Below are 17,942 nucleotides of genomic sequence, written 5' to 3' on the forward strand. Positions count from 1 at the left end.
GCCGGTCACCCTCTCAGGTCGGCTACGCATCGTCGCCTTGGTAGGCCGTTACCCCACCAACTAGCTAATGCGCCGCAGGCCCATCCGTAAGTGATAGCTTGCGCCACCTTTCCGTCTTCCCTCATGCGAGAGCAGACTCTATCTGGTATTAGCATAAGTTTCCCTATGTTATCCCAGTCTTACAGGCAGGTTGCCTACGTGTTACTCACCCGTCCGCCGCTAGGGTCCGAAGACCCTCGCTCGACTTGCATGTATTAGGCACGCCGCCAGCGTTCGTCCTGAGCCAGGATCAAACTCTCCAATAAAGTTTGTTTCTGGTTCATCGCTTTTTCAAGCTGGCAAATCATTAAATGATAGACTCATCAACGCTTTCGCTGTTCAGTTTTCAAAGAGCATTTTTTGTCGAACGTTTACTACCTTATCACGTTCGCCATATTAGAGTCAAGATCTTCTTTGTCGAAACCTGTGATCTTTTCTCGTTTTTTGTCGTCGCTCGCTGGCGACAAGGAATAATCTATCACATCCAAACATCAAATACAATACCTTTTTAAAATTCATTGCAAAAAAACTTCATGAGGCCTAAAAACTGCCTCCGCCCGCCATCTCTCATGGCTGTTGCGGAGGCAGCATTTCTTCCTTCTTCAACGACAAAAACCCAGTGAATGCCTTCCTACAGCATCCTTTATTGAATAATTGTCACTTCAGGTACTATTAAATTTTTATCATCGAGATCAAATATCGTATTGTTCTTACCACGGAGCGTTTTCTCAAGGAACGCCAAGACGATGCTGTTGGTCCATTTATGGATGCGATCAGGATTTATTCCTGTGGGCAGCGCAGCATAAGGGGACCCCTCTAGGTAGGGCTGCAGCAAGGGCATATCTGTGAAGTTCATATGCTCAGCCCCAGAAATAGAAATATCATAAGCTGCTCCTTCCACTGCCTGTTGGTATCTGGTGCGGAAAACTTGGAACGTATCTTTCATAATTTGCACCGTTTTGGCATCCAGTCCGGGTGGCAGCGGCTGTTCTGCTTGACCTTTAAATACCTTTTGGTTAAATTCGGTTGCGATAAAGGCAAACGGCTTTGTCATGTTGCCTGTTTCACCTGTTAACCCCACAAATGCCCCGTCTATATTGATGGCGGAAGTAATCATGGGTTCAACTTGCAAGGCTCGTGCCGCTGCGGCTCCCCCGAACGAATGCCCTACCGCAGCAATGCTATGTAAATCCAGCCTGTTCATAAACTGATGCTTCTGATCTGATTTGTTTAAGATGTCCAACTGACGGATGACAAACTGTATGTCCTTTACCCATACTTGATTAATCGCATCATCAAATTCCTTGAGATTCGGAATTCCGCTCAAAAATTGGGGAGCAATCGGAACAAATCGCCCATCATCAAACTCGGTTCCAAAGCTAAAGTGGGTATGCTCGATACTGAACACAATGAAACCCTGACTAGCCAACTCTCGAGTCAGCCATTGATAATTCCAGCTACTGCAGCCAAGACCATGCGAAAAGAGCACAATTGGATATTTAGCTTCTTTGCTTGATAAAACGCTGTTTGTGTATGCCTGGGTGTTCAATTGATTTATGTCTGCAAACGTTTTGCCCAATCCCATGCTGGCTATCATCTTCTCGACCCCTTGGTCAGTCGCCGGGATGTATGTCTCCGTTGCCTTCCCTGTGCCGTTATCGATCGGGTACCAAGCTTGAACCATGAGTTCTCTATGATCATGGGGATCTGCGGATAGTAAGTCTTCTCTGGAGGTATCTACCCAATCAAAGGTATCAGTTCCTACTTGGTAAGGACCCGTGGTTGTTGGCAACGACGCCATCGAGGCTTGAGGCTGAACAGTATTGACGGCTTTCGCGACAATTTCTGTTGAATTTTGAGCCTTCAACGTCGGTGTATATGAGAGTAATGCCAATGCTGCCAGGGTACTAATTACAATTTTATTCATCTGTGCGTCCTCCGCTTATGATATAGTTTTGATCGTTAGCTTCTTTTTCTTAGTGATGAAACGTCTGTCAAAATAGTAGGCTACCAGCAATGCCAATAAAATGGTCAGAAGCAAATTGCTGTAAGTTTCGAGAGGAAAGGCTTTGCCTTCCAGATGGATATCATCCCCACGAAATTCGAGTCGTTTTATTGCATGTTTAGCCGTGAGAAGGTCCTCTTGCCTGGCTAAATCTTCAATTTCAACTTCTAACATATATTTCTCTGGGGAATCACTATGAAGGAATACAACTTCCTTGGTATTCCCCTTTTCGTTCCAGTTTTAACGAAGTGGTAAGAAGGATAGTTTATTTCCCTTGCTATTTTTGCAGCCATGTTATATCCACTTTTGAATAGGTTCAAACTTCTTTTCGTCACTCACTCTCATAAAAGGAATGGCGATAATGTCAGGACTTTTCCCTAATAGTTGATCCAGTTCTTTTAAAGAGTAGTGCGGTACTACTTCAAGACCTCCCGTTAATGTCTTCACCTCTTTGTCTGAAGCAACGGCATATACATTGTACGCCCCCGTCCTAGAGAACAATTCGTATGGAATCATAAAATCGGAGGCATATGTGGTTTCGTTTCCCAACAGCACAGCAATTGTAGGTTTATTCGGATCATATTTGGGTTGCTCCATTCCTTGCAAAGTAGGAATTGGCTCCTGGCGAGCCGCTATGTAAAAAGCTTCCCATGAACGAACAAATCCGAATACTCCAATTCCCCCCGCAAACACTAAGACAATACATGCATAAACAAGGAATCGTAGTAATATTTTTCCATTATTTTCCTCCAATGAATTGACTTACTGAATAAAATAAATCAGCTATGTGAACTCAAAATGAACTGAACTAAGAAAAAAGCCTGACACAGACCGTGTGAAGAATTGGATGAGAAAGTATAAACAATTCGGGGATTTTGGCCTTCTGGATCAGCGAGGTCGACGCCACTTTGAAATAACAAACGAAAATTGAACAAGCTGACGCCAGTTGAGTACCGACGTCAGCTTGCTGTCCAAAGCTTTTTCAAATGTCTGCTAAATGAGGTATTTGATGTCCTTATTGTGCCGTGTAACCGCCGTCAACGACAACCGCCTGGCCCGTCACGCCCTGCGCTTTTTTGCTGGCCAGGAATACCGCGTAGTCTGCCACTTCCTGCACGCTAAGCAGACGCTTTTGCGGAACCAATGGATAAATGACTTCTTCCATCACCTTTTCCAACGGCACGTTCCGCGTCGCAGCCAGGTCCGCCAACTGGTTTTGCACCAGTGGCGTGTCGACGTAGCCCGGGCAAATCGCATTGACCGTGATGCCGTCCGCTGCCCCTTCCAGAGCCGCTACCTTGGTCAGACCGATCACGCCGTGCTTGGCGCTGTTGTAAGCGGCCTTGCCGGCAAACCCGATCAGGCCATTGATCGAGGCCATGTTGAGTATACGGCCGTAGCCTTGCTTTTTCATGATCGGGAAAGCGTGCTTGATCGCCACGAATGGAGCTGTCAGCATGATGCTGATCATGCGTTCAAACCTGGCTGTCGGGAAGTCTTCGATCGGCGATACGAATTGCAGACCCGCATTGTTGACGAGAATGTCCAGTCTGCCAAATGCCTCCGCCGTTTTGTGAATGCTCTCGCGCATCTGGTCTTCGTCGGTAACGTCACAGGCCAGGCTGAGGACTTCATGACCGTCGCCCTGCAAACGGGAAGCAGCTGCTGCTGCCGCTTCCCCATTGAGGTCCAGAATCATCACTTTGGCGCCTTCTTCAGCGAAGGTCCGGGCTATTTCCAGCCCGATCCCGCTCGCTGCGCCTGTAACCAATGCCACTTGCTGTTGTAAAAGTTTCTCCACTGCTCCTATCTCCTCTCTTATGTCTGACTGAACGTTATGCGTCTATGCGAAAATGGAAACGACGAATGCCAGAATAAATACGGTCAAGGTCTTCAGTACCGTAATGGCAAAAATGTCTTTGTAAGACTGGCGGTGTGTCAAGCCGGTGATAGCGAGAAGCGTGATGACAGCTCCGTTGTGCGGCAAGGTGTCCATGCCGCCGGAGGCCATCGACGCAATGCGGTGCAGCAATTCAGGGCTGATTCCCGCCGCATTCGCCAGCTCCAGATACTGCTTGCCTGCAACCTCCAGAGCGATGGACATACCGCCGGATGCCGAACCCGTCACACCTGCCAGAACGTTTACCGCGACGGCTTCGGAAACGAGCGGATAGCTGCTCGCGCCGGTAATCCAGCCTTGGATCAGCTTGAAGCCAGGCAATGTTTTGACTACGTTTCCAAAACCAACTTCAGAAGCCGTATTGAAAATCGCCAGCAAAGACCCCATTGCGGCAGCAGTCAGGCCGCTCGCCAATTTTGTCTTCACCTGATTGACGTTGATCAAAAGGGCTGCGATGATCCCCAAGCTCAAAGAAATGACCAGCGCCCAGGAAGAAACGACGTTTTTCACCTGTTCGATCTTGAACGATTCTTTCAGCATGGCGGCATCGTACCAGTGCTCAACCGTCCAGAAACCGCGGCTGAATACGTAGTTGCCAACCAACACCAGCACCAACGGCAGAATCGCGATCCAAATATTCATGTAATGTTGCTCTTTTTGCAGTTCCGGCTCGTTAATGTGGCCGTCGCCGTAGCCTTCACCAGCGGCTGCCGCCTGCTTACGTCTGCGCTCCAGCCAGAACATGCCGCCGGCAAATACCATAATCGCTCCAACGATCCCCACGAGTGGAGCCGCATATGCATCCGTACCGAAATAGGTGGTAGGAATGATGTTTTGTATCTGCGGTGTGCCAGGCAGCGCGTCCATCGTAAACGTAAAGGCGCCGAGAGCGATGGTCCCTGGAATCAGGCGCTTTGGAATGTTCGCCTCGCGGAAAATGGCCGCTGCGAATGGGTACACGGCAAATGCCACAACGAACAAAGATACGCCCCCGTACGTCAGAATCGCACAAGCGAGCACGACGGAGAGGATCGCGCGGTTGGAGCCGAGCGCTTTTACAATCGAGTGCGCGATCGAGGACGCCGCACCGCTAAGCTCCATCATCTTTCCGAAAATCGCGCCGAGCAGGAAGATCGGGAAGAACGATTTTACGTAGTTCGCTGCGTTGGTCATGAATGTCTCGGTATAGCTGGGCAGCAGCGCAATACCGGACAAAACAACCGCAAGCAGGGTAAAAATCGGCGCGAAAACGATAACCGGAAAGCCCCGATACGCAAAAAACATTAAGAGTCCGAGCGCAAGAATAATGGATAAAACTTCAATGATCATACGATTCTCCTTTCAAGTATGCCCGCCGCCAATAGACAGGCATCTTTGTTTCATGGATGAACGCTGCCGGCAAGCGCATATAGAAAACGCTTACATTTCTCTAAATAGCATGATCCGTGCCAAAATTGTCGGAACCGTCAAAAATGCTGTCAGATCAAGGTTTACCCGTCTTTGCCCCGGAATGCTCCGTTCTTTGCAGGGTGTTTTTTTCCAAAAAATCGGAATCATCTTCCGCCCTTCCGGAAAAGTGTTGAAAGCGCTTCAAAAAATGCCGCCCGGATTGATTCCGAAAATCCGGAATCGGTCAAAACTGTACGAAAAAACCCGGGAACAAAACATTCCCGGGCCATCCCGCACAGTTGTCACTGATCCATCTTGTACTTTTCCCACTTTTCGTAGAACGTCGACTTGCTGATGCGCAAAAGCTTGGCGGCTTCCTGCTTGTTGCCGCCCGCCTCCCTCATCGCCTGGCGCAGCGCTTCCCGCTCCGCCATTTCCAACGTTTCCTTCAACGGCCGTACCCCTGCAGGATGCACCGGTTCATCAGAGGCGGCCGGCAGCCAAACATGCTCTTTTTTCAGCACGTCGCCTTCCATCAAATGCATGGCCCGCTCCAGCACGTTCCGCAGCTCGCGCACGTTGCCCGGCCACGAGTAGCTTTTCAGGACGCCCCAGACATCGTCGTCTATCGTCCGGACAGTCACTCCCGTCGCCTCCGCCAGTTGTTTGAGCAGATTGGACACGAGCTCGGGCAAATCTTCCAGTCGCTCGCGCAGCGGCGGAATGGACAGCGACACGACATTCAGGCGGTAGTAAAGGTCGGCCCGAAATTTCCCTTCCTTGATGCTGGCGGGCAAATCCTGATTGGTGGAGGCAATGACCCGTACGTCGATCGGCGTCGCCCGCACCGCCCCGACTCGCTCCACCTCTTTTTCCTGCAAGACCCGCAGCAGCTTGGCCTGCAGCGGCAGCGGCATGTCGCCGATCTCGTCGAGCAGGATCGTACCGTGATTCGCCAGTTCAAACTTTCCTTTTTTCCCCCGGCGGACCGCTCCCGTAAACGCCCCTTCCTCATACCCGAACAGCTCGGACTCGAGGAGGGTGTCGGGAATCGCCGCACAGTTGACCCGGATGAAGGGTCCCATCTTGCGCTTGCTCTCGGCATGGATCGCATGGGCGAACAGTTCCTTGCCCGTACCGCTCTCTCCGGTAATCAGCACCGTCGAGTCGCTCCTCGCCACTTTTTGCGAGAACTGCTTCAGCTCCTGCATCTTTTGGCTGTACCCGACGATCTGCTCGATGTGATAGGTCGCTCCCAGGCGGCGGCGCAATTCCTTTTTATAGTACGTCAGCTCGTCCTTGAGCTGGTCGACCATCGCGGCCAGCGAAGTCAGCTCCTTCACGTCCTGAAACAAGACGGTGCCAAGGACAGCGAGCACCTTTCCTTCGTACATGATGGGGATGCGGTGGGCGATCATTTTCTGCCCTTTGATGCTCTGGATGTCGGCGATTTCTGCGACTCCCGCCTGACCGACGATGTGCATCCGCGTGTTTTCGATGACTTCCGTGACCGGCTTGCCGACGACATCCTGCACATTCAGAAATTCGCGATAGCTCCTGTTCATGAGGAGGATCTTCCCGTCCCTGTCCGTCACCACCATGGGTTCATGGGCATTTTCAAAAACAACCTCCAAGAGCTTGCTCATCTGCTGGAGATTCCAATCCATAACGGCTCCTCCCTTCCGAACGATCTCTATCTTGAATTATAACAGGCGTTCAGCCGGTCGGACGTGCTTTTACAGCTTTGCTTCAAGTCAGGCGGAACTGTCCGGAAAATTTCTCGCTTACCGGCTTTGCTCTGCAAACAGGTAATAGATGAAATCGTGGGAAGCCCCTGCATGCCCCAGTTGGCGCAGCATGGCCGAGATGTTGCCGCGGTGGTAGGTGCCGTGATTGACGACATGGGTGAGAATGTCGCGGTAAGGAGCCGTGAGCGTGCCCATCGCCGGATGCGAGTAAGATGTGGTCGCATCGAGGTCGATCGTAGACAGGAACTCCCTGTATGCTTCTGCTGCTTCCGCAAAACCGGCATGCAGCGCATCCAGCCCTTTGCCTTCCAGTTGCTGCGACAGCTTGCCCACTGTTTGCCTGATCTGATCGAAGCTCTCCCCTTTCATCGCCAGCAGCCAGACGTGCTCCGTCTGCAGCATATGCTTCAGCGTCTGGAGAATCGACGGAAAAACGCTCTGGATCTCCTGCTCACAGGTCTGCGGCGGAACCTCCCGCAAGCGCTGGAATACTTTTTCGTTCGCCCATACATGGTAGTCGTACAGGCGCAGACTGTCATGTGCCATTCGTTTTTCCTCCTTTTTCTCTCTTCAAGCTGCTTCTATATTCTGGTAATAGCCGATTTTTTCCTGCCCATCCGCACAGCGGTCTTACGGGCTTCCCTGCAGCATGAAAACAGGAAGCAGAAACACCCCCTGCACGTGTCAGCAGGGGGTCTCAGGCTATGCTATGAGATAGGGGAGAATTCACGCGGACTTCGCTTTCATCCGCAGCAGGCGCATGCTGTTCAAAATGACGATCAATGCCGCTCCGGTATCGCTCAGGACAGCGAGCCAGAGGGTCAGCCAGCCCGGAAAGATGAGGATGAGGGCCGCCAGCTTGATGAGAATGGAGAACCAGATGTTTTGCTGGATGATCCGCAACGCTTGACGGCTGATGGCTACCGTGTGGGGGAGCTGCTCCAGATTGTCGGCCATGAGCACGATGTCGGCCGTTTCCATGGCAGTATCCGTACCCGCTCCCCCCATGGCGATGCCCAGATCAGCGGTGGCGAGCGCTGGCGCATCATTGATGCCGTCTCCCACCATCGCGACGGTCTTGCCTTCCTGCTGCAGCCGTCTGATCGCGGCTACCTTGTCCTCCGGCAGCAGCTCGGCGAAAAAGCGGGTGATGCCCGTCTGCTCCGCTACCTTGGCCGCAGTCCCCTGGTTGTCTCCGGTCAGCATGACGATTTCCTCAATCCCTGACGCTTTCAGCTTGCTGATGGCGCTCACGGAAATGTCGCGAATCTGGTCGGAGACAGCGATCATCCCGAGAACAGTCTCGGACGTGCCGACCATGATGACCGTATTGCCTTCTTGCTGCAAGGAAGCGATCTGCCCGGACCACGCTGCGAGCGGCGCTCCCTGCTCGGCGAACAGGGACGGCTTGCCGGCGTAGTACGTCTTCCCGTCGATCGTCGCTGCTGCCCCTTTGCCCACCAGGACGCGGAAGTCGCTCCCTGACAAGGAAGCGATTTGTCTTTCGTCTGCGTAAGCCAGAATCGCCTGGGCGAGCGGATGGCGGGAGTGCTCCTCAATCGTGCGGGCGATGGCCAGCACATCCTCTTCCCTGCCTCCTGCCGCCACGACCCGGGAGACCTGCGGCTTGCCGGTGGTCAACGTGCCGGTTTTGTCAAAGGCAATCGCCTGGATCGCGCCCGCCTTTTCCAGAAAGGTGCCGCCTTTGATCAGCACGCCGCTCTTCGCCGCGTTCCCGATGGCAGAGACGATGGCGACCGGGGTGGAAATGACCAGCGCGCACGGACACGCCACAACCAGCAGCTCCAACCCTTTGTAAAACCACTCTCCCCATGTCCCCGAGCCCAAAAGCGGCGGGAATGCCATGACCAGCAAAGCCATAACGAGGACAATCGGCGTGTACCACGCGGCGAATTTGTCGACAAACGCCTGCGTCGGCGCCTTTTTCTCCTGGGCTTCCTCGACCAGATGAATGATTTTGGCGATCGCCGTATCCTCAACGAGCCGGGTCACCCGCACTTCCAGCGAGCCGCTTTCGTTGATGCTGCCTGCGAAAACGGCGTCGCCCTGTACCTTGTCTACCGGGATGGACTCGCCTGTGATCGGCGCCTGATTGACGCTCGACACTCCTGCGAGAACCTCGCCGTCCAGCGGAACTTTTTCGCCCGGCTTGACGACGATGACATCACCCACGCGGACGTCCTCAACGGGCACCCTGAGAATGGATGACCCCCGTTTCACCCACGCCTCGGCAGGCGCCAGATCCATCAGCGTGCGAATCGAGTCCCGCGTCTTTTCGAGCGAATTGGTTTGCAGCCAGTTGCCGATCGCAAACAGCCAGACCACCGTCGCACCTTCCAGCCACTCCCCGATCAACGCGGCCCCGATCGCAGCCACAGTCATGAGCACATTCATGTCCATCGAACGGCTTTTGATCGCATAGAAAGCACTGCGCGCCGGACGATAGCCCCCGACGATGATGGACAGGGCGTAGCAAGCGATCAGGATGGGCTCCGGGACGCCGACGTACGAGCCGACAAAGCCCAAGGCGAGCAAAACCCCGGAAATGACCGCAGCCCTCGTGCCTGCCCCATCCTTCTGTACCCCTTTGGAGGTTCTCCCCCGGGAGAGCGGACTGGCCGAGTAACCAGCTTTGGACACCTCGCGGACAATCTCCTCATCGGTAAGTCCCTCTTGCACAATCTGCATTTTTCCCGTGGAAAAATTCACTTCCACGTCCTGCACGGCCGCGATGGATCGCATATGCTTCTCGAGCGATTTCGCGCACGAGCTGCAATCCATCCCGATGATCCGGTAAACGGCAGCGTGGGCAAAACGGTTCTCGTCGAGCAGCCCGCCCCCTGACTTTGCTCCGGCTACCGGAAGCAGCTCAATGTCCGCCCCGTGCCCGGAGGCGTGCGCATGCCCGGTGCATGACGCATGCTCGCCGCCGTGCGCATGTACAGTGCCGGCTTCCACATTGGCATTGGTCTCGCAGTGATCGTGTTCGTTGCAGCAACAGGCACTCTTTTTCTCGTCCGCCAACATCAGTTCTCACCTATTTTCCAGTCCAAGTATTTTCCCGCTTCGTCATACAACATTCAAACAAATATTTAATTATTATAGTAACCCAACGCCCCTTGTGCTTCAACAATAGAATTTGATTTTTCAGCCTATTTTTTGCACGGCACACGGAATTTTTTTCCACACACAAAAAAGAGCCCTCCTTTTCAGGAAGACTCCCCCGCTCAACGCACTGCCGTTTCTTTAGGGTCCGGCGCTGTCTGCCAGCGTTCGCCGCAGTCCAGGCACAGACATTTGAGAACCTTCCGCCGCTCCAACGCCAGCCGGACGGCAAACAGCACAAACGCCCCTCCCAGGCCGAGGAACAAAAAGATGACCGGCGTACCTTTTACCGCAATCCCGATCCAGGCCAGTACAACCAGGACCAGCGCGTAGATGATCGTATAGAGCAGCCGGTTAATCGACTCGGTAATGTCTATTTTTTTGGAACGGCATTTTGGACATGTATGCTGTACGTTCATGACTTTTCCCGATTCCCTCCATGTCAATCGTCCTGTCAGATACGTTCATCTTACACCAATTCGCGGGGCGGCACTACCATGCCGGCAAAATGTCGTTTTTCCTTCCCTGTTTTGGCGCGAATGACTATAATAATAGGACATTGTAATGAGGCAAGAGGTGAATTCCAGTGTCTCCAAAAGAACGGGACGATATATGCGAAGTTCAATGTTTTGACGATGAAAAAGTGAACCGTCTGAAGCCAATCGCCGCCGAATCCACAGGTGTTGCCAAAATCTTCAAGGCATTGGCCGACGATACACGGGCCAAAATCATTCACATCCTGTCCCTGGAAGAAGAACTCTGCGTCTGTGACATTGCCGCCATCATCGGCAGCTCGATCGCCAACACCTCTCACCATTTGCGGCTGTTGCGCAACATGGGGCTGGCAAAGTACCGGAAGGAAGGAAAACTCGTTTTCTACTCTCTCGACGATGACCACGTGCGCCATCTCATTCTCGCGGGTGTCGAGCACGCCAAGGAGATGCAGGTTCCCGTACGGGCAGAGCACAACGGATAAATGAACGCAAACAGAAAAAGGATTTCTCCGCCGCGCAAGGCAGCAGGAGAAATCCTTTTTTCATTTTTGGTTGTTCCGCAGGGACATTTGCACGGACGGGGCGGTTTTCTTGCAGCCAGCTGAACACCCGGTTCGGGCTGATCGGCAGTCCCGGAGCACTTACACAAACGTTTAATAGAACACGGCTGAAAAGCAACGCTTCCAAACACCCGCCTTGTTGCCTTTTACCCGGAAAGCCTGCCTGCGGAAACGGAGCATTTTCGCCGTCTTCCGCGCCATGCAAGAGCAGCAAGCTGGGGGAAGCCGGGTTCGTTCACGCTTGATTTTTTGCCAAAAGCAATTTTTATTTGCAAACACATGTTCCCTTATTCTATAATGGATTTGTGGGCAAAACTGGAAGAGGAAGCCAGCGCTTGCACCCTACTCTACTATCCCAACCAAGGAGCTGAATGTACATGACCATGCGATTGACTCCCTATCTGATGATGGACGGCAACGCGAAAGAAGCGATCGCCTTTTACGAGAAGGCATTGGAGGCACAGTTGCTCTTTTCGCAGACGTTTGGAGAAATGCCGGAAAACCCTGAATTCCCCTTGCCTGAAGCTGCACGAAACCGCATCGCACATGCCACGATCAAAGTCGGTGAATCCGAGTTGATGTTCTCGGATACGTTTCCTGGTCAGCCTACCCAGATCGGCACGCAGGTCACAATCTGTCTCTCCACCGACGATCCGGCAAAATCCCGGCGAATTTTTGAAGCGCTGCAAGAGGGCGGCACTGTCGTCATGCCGCTGCAGGAGACGCATTTCAGCCCTGCGTACGGGATCGTAACGGACAAGTTCGGCGTCAGCTTCCAGATTTATACAGAAGGCCAGCAGCATCAATAAAGCAGAAAAAACCGGACCCCGCGCCGGGAGCTCGGCTTTTTAGCTGACCCATGCGGGAGCGGCTTCTGTCACTTGCCAGCGTCCATCCATTAGCTCCAGCACCACGGAAAACCCGATCGCTCCTCCGCTGCCTCTGTACTTGAAGCCATTCAAGACCACTTTGTTCTCGCTCACAGCGATTTCATTGATACGCAGGAGCAGGCCCTCGAGTGCCCCGGATTGCTGGTTATAGAAGCCTTGCTCCTTCAACTGCGAAAGTGACGCTTCCATCGCTTTTACCTTGTAGGTTTGCAAGCAGCGGAGCACTTGTTCCTTGCCCGCCTCATCCAGCCCGGGCACGTCTCCCATGTCGACGGCAATATAGTTTATATCGGCATTCAGAGCGGGATCAATCGGCATGACCGCATGCAAAGCGAGGCAAAACCAGGCGGGCGCATCCCGCTCGAGTATCGGGGAGGCTGCACTCGTGAACAGGAAGCCGTCCGGATCGTCAATCTGCTCAAACCAATACAGCTTGGTGATGGCAGGCTGCCTGCTATCCCCGATGTACTGCTCTTCCTTGACGGGCAGCCCTGTACCAGGTTCCAGGTAGGCCACGTTCACGAGAGAGTGTCCATCGGCAGTCGTGCGAGCATAGCGCTGTCGGACGAGCTGTTTTCCATTGAAAACGACTGTGCCGTCCGCCTCCCATCTTGCGCCGCCAAACCACCTTACAGCGGCTTGCGACAGCGAATTTTTGTTATTGAGAAGGTTAAATGGGTCGAGGATGTCTCTGCTGATCTCTGCCCCTTTACCTGAGCTGCTCGTTACCTGGAACGATTTTTCATCCTGGTAGAAAACGACGGACCTGTGTCCGTGGACAGCCTCCACCGTCTCGCCCGCCAGCGTGTATTCACGAACGTCGATTCGGATGTATTTCCGCACCGACTCTTGCCACGTGTCGGCGATGACGATGCTGTCTGCGCTTTTCGTCACGATTTGCATATGGTGCACGTTCGGTTGCAACGACGCAGCCGCCTCCGCTTCCATCGCCCGGGCGTGTACCGCAAAGCTGCACCAGCCGTAGCACAGCAGCACCGCCAGCAACCTCACGAGATGCTTTTTCCGCTTCACAATCTGCCCTACCACGCATCCATTTTTTTACATACATTTGTTTGGACGTCTGAATCGGGCTTTTGTTGCGCACGGCACTGTCCTGACCTGGAGCCATTCGCTTTCTTTATTCGCGGCCACCCGATCAAAAGCTATCCCTTCCACGCCAGTCCAAAGACTTGCCCGCAGGGTCTGCTTCAACATTCGCCGTGTTCCATGTTTGCGAGCTTTTCTCCGAAATCACATCATGCCTCTCCACGCAGGTTAGCGGCCCTTGCATTGAGAATTTCCACATACCCTTCGGTTCCATGCACGCGAATTCGCTGCCCGTCTTTAATCAGCTTCGTGGCGTTTTCCACCCCGACAACGGCTGGCAATCCATATTCACGCGCGATAACGGCCCCGTGGGTCATCAGTCCGCCTACTTCGGTGACCAGACCTCTGATGGAGACAAACAAGGGCGTCCAGCCAGGGTCCGTAAAGGAAGTAACCAATATATCTCCCTCTTCCAGATCGGCTTCCTTCATGTTCAGGATGACACGCGCTCTCCCCTCGATCACTCCGGAAGAAACCGGCAAGCCTGCCAGGGCATTTGCGGGCAGGTTTTCACGTTTGTAATCGCCTGTGATGATTTCGCCATCAGACGTGATGACCCGCGGGGGAGTCAGTTTTTCAAACCATTTGTACTCGTCTTTTCGTTTGCAGATCATCTGGTAATCCAGCTTGTTGGTGCGCACGACTTCGTGAAGCTCGTCGAACGAGAGATAGTAGATCTCTTCTTTTTCCTGAAGCACACCAGCTTGCACGAGCCGTTCGGCTTCCCGCAGCAACGCCTGCTTGTAGACGAAGTAGCGATGAATCATGCCGTATTTCGGATATTCCCGAAACCCGCTGAAATTCCGGATCAGGTCGATCATTCGTTTTGTCTCTTTCGCTTTTTGTTCGCCATCCGGTAACCGTTTCAACCGGTCCAATATCTCTTGCTCTTTCTTCAAAGCCTCCTGCCGCCCTTGCACGAACTTTCGCTTTCCCGCATTTTGCTCAAAGTTTTTGACGTTGCCTAAAATCTGGGGAACAAGAGTAAGCGGCTTTTCACTCCAACGCGTGTTCGTAATATCAATTTCTCCGGCGCAGCGCATTCCGTACTTATCGAGAAAAGCACAGATCGCGTCCATGGCTTCCTGTCCGCCATCAAACCGGGGCATCTCATCCAGAAAGCGATCGTCTTTTACATGCTGGAGAAAGTCAACGATTTCAGGATAAGGGCGAATCACATCGGCGACGTCCAAAAGCGCCAGACCCATTTCCGACGTAATGTTGTTGGGTACAGATTGCGAGAGCGTATCGGCTGCGTTTTTCTCCCCTAACCACTCGTTCATTTTTTCATTGATCCATGTGAATGCATCCATCGCGGCCGTAATCACAGCTACACCTTTCGGGTCAAAGATGACTTTCTTTAATTGCTGAATATCTTCCCGAATGAAAGCAAGCAATTCCGGGCCTGATTTCGTTTGGATGGCATGCTTCAACTCCTCGATCGATGCTTGGATGCGCCCGATCAGATCAGAAACGATTGTCGGATCGGGAGCCATCTGTGCCTGCACATCCGCAGGCGCTGTCCTATTGTTGCTTTGACCGGCAACCGGTTCTTCCTTGCCATCCGGCGCCAGTTTGACAAAATCCCGCTCTGCAATGTTCATGAGGATGTCTTTGATGAGCGGATCGAATTTCCCCAAGGTCTCGATGAACACTTTTCTGCCCGCCGGCGAAGACAGACGTTGGGTGATGTCGACAAACAGCCTTCCACCAGCTGTACGCATTGTAGCAGGCGTTGTTAACAAGAAAAAGGACAGTCCCAATGGCTTTATAGGGTCTGTCATCATTTGCTGGTGACCGACAGACAGGTAGACGCGATTCTCGCGATCATTCGCTTCCGGGATCGGGTACAGCGTCGTGATGGGACGACTCTGGACAATGGAAAAAGTATCGTCCGCCAGACACCATTCGATATCTTGCGGGCAACCAAAATGAGCCTCGATCTGTCTCCCGATGCGTGCCAGGTGCAGAATTTGTTGATCCGTAAGGGCTTGCATCTGTTGCCGTTCAGGATCGAGCTCTTGTGTCTTTGTTCCGCCTTCTTCTCGCGCATAGATCGCCCGTTTTTTGTCCGCGATCCTTTTTTCAACGATTTCCCCATCCCGCACTTTATAGCAATCGGAAGATACCAAGCCTGCAACCAGCGCTTCTCCCAGCCCGAAGCTGGCATCGATGGACAGCAGCTTCCGGTTGGATGTCACGGGATCGGCAGTAAATAAAATCCCCGAGGCCTGCGGGAAAACCATTCTTTGAATGATAACGGCTAAGGACACCTGACTGTGCTCAAACCCGTTTTGCATCCGGTAGATGACCGCGCGATCCGTAAACAGGGACGCCCAGCATTTGCTGATATGCTGCAAGATGGCTTCCTTGCCGACGATATTCAAATACGTATCTTGTTGACCGGCAAACGAGGCATGCGGCAAATCTTCCGCAGTCGCACTCGAGCGCACGGCATACGCATGTTCCTCGCCATATCGTGACAGGTAATGGCTGACTGCACTCGCCACATCGCCGGGAATCGCGGTGTCCATGATGACTTGCCGAATTTCCCGGCAAATTTCCCCGATATGCTCTCGCTCTTCTGCTTTGAGCCTGGTCAGTCGGTTCAGCAAAGACTGATACTTTTCGTTTTGTCCGATGGCTTTTTGGAATCCCGCCGTTGTCACACAAAACCCTTCCGGCACCTGGATTCCCGGAATTTTTGACAATTCCCCCAGATTCAGACCTTTTCCGCCCACGAGCCAAAGCTGCACGTTATCCATTTCCTGTAAACCGATGACCAAAGAACTCATTTAACCATCTCCCCTGACCATTGAATTGAGAAAAAACATTTGACATGAGCTTGCTGGCGTGGTACGATTAAAATGTAAGATAGGACATTTTCGACCATTTACAACGATAGCAGTCGTGGTTTGATTGTATCATTGTGACTGTTTATGCGCAATATGAAAGAACCTGGTATGTTTTTCCAGGTTCTTTTTTGATTTTTTCTACTGTCTACAAAATGGGGGCTTGACCAACTCGAATGAGGTTTCTTTCAGTTAGAATCTCATGTTTCCGTATTAATGTGGCTTTCTTGCATTGCTACTGGCGAGCCCTTTTGGATCGGCTACACTGAATTGGACAATTTTCTGAAGGTCTAGTAGATTAAAATCAACTCGATAGGGAACGGAGAGACTGTCATGGAGAAACGTGAGCGTCGCTCATTTTGTCCCTTCCCACTTGAAGCTATGTTGAGAGAAGACTTTGAGTTAGGGCGTGACAACTTTCCTACTCATGATTCGATTTATCGATGATATCAGTTAATTTAGACGCCATATTCATTAACCCTTCTGAAGATTGGGTGAGTTCGTTAAGTGCTTTCAATTGTTCGATGGACGACGAAGCCACGCTTTGAGAATACTCCGTAGATTTTTTGGCAATTGAAGCGGCTTCGATTATAGAAGCAGTAACTTCTTGTGAGCTAGCAGACATTTGCTCCGTAATTGCAGAGTTTTCCTGTAATTGTACCGAGATACTATTAATCGCGTCAGAGATCCTTTGGAATGCTTGTCCAGCAACCTGAACGACATGTAATCCAGTATTCACATTCTGACTGACCTCTTCCATGGCACCAACTGCGTTAACTGTTTCCTGCTGGATTTCTGCGATGAGGTGAGCAATCTGGTTGGCAGATTCATTTGACTGTTCCGCAAGCTTACGAACCTCATCCGCTACAACAGCAAATCCTCTCCCATGCTCCCCAGCTCTTGCAGCTTCTATTGCGGCGTTCAGAGCCAGTAAGTTGGTTTGAGAGGCAATACCCGTAATGACATTGAGGATTTGCGTAATTTCTGTGGAGCGATCCCCTAATGTTTTTACCACTACGCTAGTTTTCTCTACCGACTGCTTGATTGAATCCATCTGATTGATCGCTGTCTGAATGGATTGGTTTCCTGTACGAGCTTCTTGATTCGTCTCCTCTGCCCCTTCTGCGATACTGGAAGTCGACTCTGCAATTCGCTGGATTCCCACACTCATCTCATTCATGGCCCGAGCGCTTTCCTCTGTTCCACGCACTTGATTTTCTGATCCACTTGCGACTTCTTGTATCGTTTTTGTTACATGATTAGCATTTTGTGTAATGGCTTGGAGACTTCTGGATAACTGCTTGGAAGTAGCTTGTAGTTGTTTGACGGAACTTTCAATGATCCTATATGTCCCTTGTAATTCCTTATTGGTAAGTGAATATTTCTCATTTTCCTGTTGGGACTTGTCCAATAAATACTGTCCGATTCTGGAAATTGCCCACAAAACAGCAGTGACCTGGAATACTACCGAGACACCGACGTTCATATGCATGTGATCCGCTTCCGGGAAGAAAACTCCTGCTCCGAAGGTATGACTTGACACATTGAAAAGCAGGATAAGAATGCCGACAAACCAGATTAAGAGTCCATTGAAATAAAGCAGAGAAGTCGCCAGAACGAAATAAAAGTTTTCAAAAATGGAGGGAAGCATATTTCCAAAGAGATAATTAAGTAGAATCGTAAACAAGACCCAACCACATAGCATAATATACTTAGGGCTTGCTGAACGATCAAAAAATCCAGTAGGGACAAGGGTTTGAGGCACATTTCGTCGAATTCATATGCAAGGAAATCGTTTCATAATGATGAAAAACCGTGCACATGGAGGATGA

At 51.8% G+C, this 17,942-nt stretch carries 12 protein-coding genes, 1 rRNA gene and 1 pseudogene; 2 read left to right on the forward strand and 12 right to left on the reverse strand.

The genetic code is table 11. The features are described 5' to 3' along the window. The 9 genes and pseudogenes from ACFSO0_RS03410 to ACFSO0_RS03455 form a co-directional block, all read right to left on the reverse strand. Window positions 1-305: ribosomal RNA gene (locus tag ACFSO0_RS03410) — 16S ribosomal RNA — on the reverse strand; the annotation flags it as partial. 377 nt (window positions 306-682) lie between these two features. Continuing rightward, window positions 683-1,966, reverse strand: coding sequence for an alpha/beta hydrolase family protein (locus ACFSO0_RS03415; RefSeq protein WP_376876335.1), 1,284 nt, complete (start codon window positions 1,964-1,966; stop codon window positions 683-685). A gap of 15 nt (window positions 1,967-1,981) precedes the next feature. Continuing rightward, window positions 1,982-2,776 (reverse strand): annotated as a pseudogene (locus tag ACFSO0_RS19750) (type 1 glutamine amidotransferase family protein). Between the two features lie 283 nt (window positions 2,777-3,059). Beyond that, entirely contained in the window at window positions 3,060-3,845 is a 786-nt protein-coding gene (locus tag ACFSO0_RS03430; protein WP_376876344.1) for a 3-hydroxybutyrate dehydrogenase, read from the reverse strand. Between the two features lie 42 nt (window positions 3,846-3,887). Then, window positions 3,888-5,273, reverse strand: coding sequence for a GntP family permease (locus tag ACFSO0_RS03435; RefSeq protein ID WP_376876347.1), 1,386 nt, complete (start codon window positions 5,271-5,273; stop codon window positions 3,888-3,890). A gap of 362 nt (window positions 5,274-5,635) precedes the next feature. Continuing rightward, entirely contained in the window at window positions 5,636-7,000 is a 1,365-nt protein-coding gene (locus ACFSO0_RS03440; protein ID WP_376876350.1) for a sigma-54 interaction domain-containing protein, read from the reverse strand. A gap of 117 nt (window positions 7,001-7,117) precedes the next feature. Next, window positions 7,118-7,627, reverse strand: a complete 510-nt coding sequence (locus ACFSO0_RS03445; RefSeq protein ID WP_376876353.1) for a DinB family protein — start codon at window positions 7,625-7,627, stop codon at window positions 7,118-7,120. 180 nt (window positions 7,628-7,807) lie between these two features. Then, window positions 7,808-10,129, reverse strand: coding sequence for a heavy metal translocating P-type ATPase (locus ACFSO0_RS03450; RefSeq protein ID WP_376876356.1), 2,322 nt, complete (start codon window positions 10,127-10,129; stop codon window positions 7,808-7,810). Window positions 10,130-10,329: 200 nt separating this feature from the next. Beyond that, window positions 10,330-10,626 (reverse strand): hypothetical protein, encoded by a 297-nt coding sequence (locus ACFSO0_RS03455; RefSeq protein ID WP_376876359.1) that lies wholly within the window; start codon window positions 10,624-10,626, stop codon window positions 10,330-10,332. A gap of 167 nt (window positions 10,627-10,793) precedes the next feature. On the opposite strand from ACFSO0_RS03455, the gene ACFSO0_RS03460 reads away from it, so the two are divergent. Both ACFSO0_RS03460 and ACFSO0_RS03465 read left to right on the forward strand, forming a co-directional pair. Next, complete coding sequence (locus tag ACFSO0_RS03460) at window positions 10,794-11,183, forward strand: ArsR/SmtB family transcription factor (protein WP_376876362.1); 390 nt, start codon at window positions 10,794-10,796, stop codon at window positions 11,181-11,183. 455 nt (window positions 11,184-11,638) lie between these two features. Then, entirely contained in the window at window positions 11,639-12,070 is a 432-nt protein-coding gene (locus ACFSO0_RS03465; protein ID WP_376876365.1) for a VOC family protein, read from the forward strand. A 39-nt stretch (window positions 12,071-12,109) separates the two neighbouring features. Here ACFSO0_RS03465 and ACFSO0_RS03470 read toward each other — a convergent pair whose 3' ends face one another. The 3 genes from ACFSO0_RS03470 to ACFSO0_RS03480 form a co-directional block, all read right to left on the reverse strand. Next, window positions 12,110-13,183, reverse strand: coding sequence for a hypothetical protein (locus ACFSO0_RS03470; RefSeq protein WP_376876368.1), 1,074 nt, complete (start codon window positions 13,181-13,183; stop codon window positions 12,110-12,112). A 224-nt stretch (window positions 13,184-13,407) separates the two neighbouring features. Further along, a complete protein-coding gene (ppsA, locus tag ACFSO0_RS03475) occupies window positions 13,408-16,053 on the reverse strand; it encodes a phosphoenolpyruvate synthase (protein WP_376876371.1) in 2,646 nt (881 codons plus the stop codon). 478 nt (window positions 16,054-16,531) lie between these two features. Next, window positions 16,532-17,797, reverse strand: a complete 1,266-nt coding sequence (locus ACFSO0_RS03480; RefSeq protein WP_376876374.1) for a methyl-accepting chemotaxis protein — start codon at window positions 17,795-17,797, stop codon at window positions 16,532-16,534. Window positions 17,798-17,942 lie beyond the last annotated feature (145 nt).

Origin of the sequence: Brevibacillus sp. GCM10020057 (genome assembly GCF_042683565.1) — a bacterium.
Taxonomy (GTDB): domain Bacteria; phylum Bacillota; class Bacilli; order Brevibacillales; family Brevibacillaceae; genus Brevibacillus.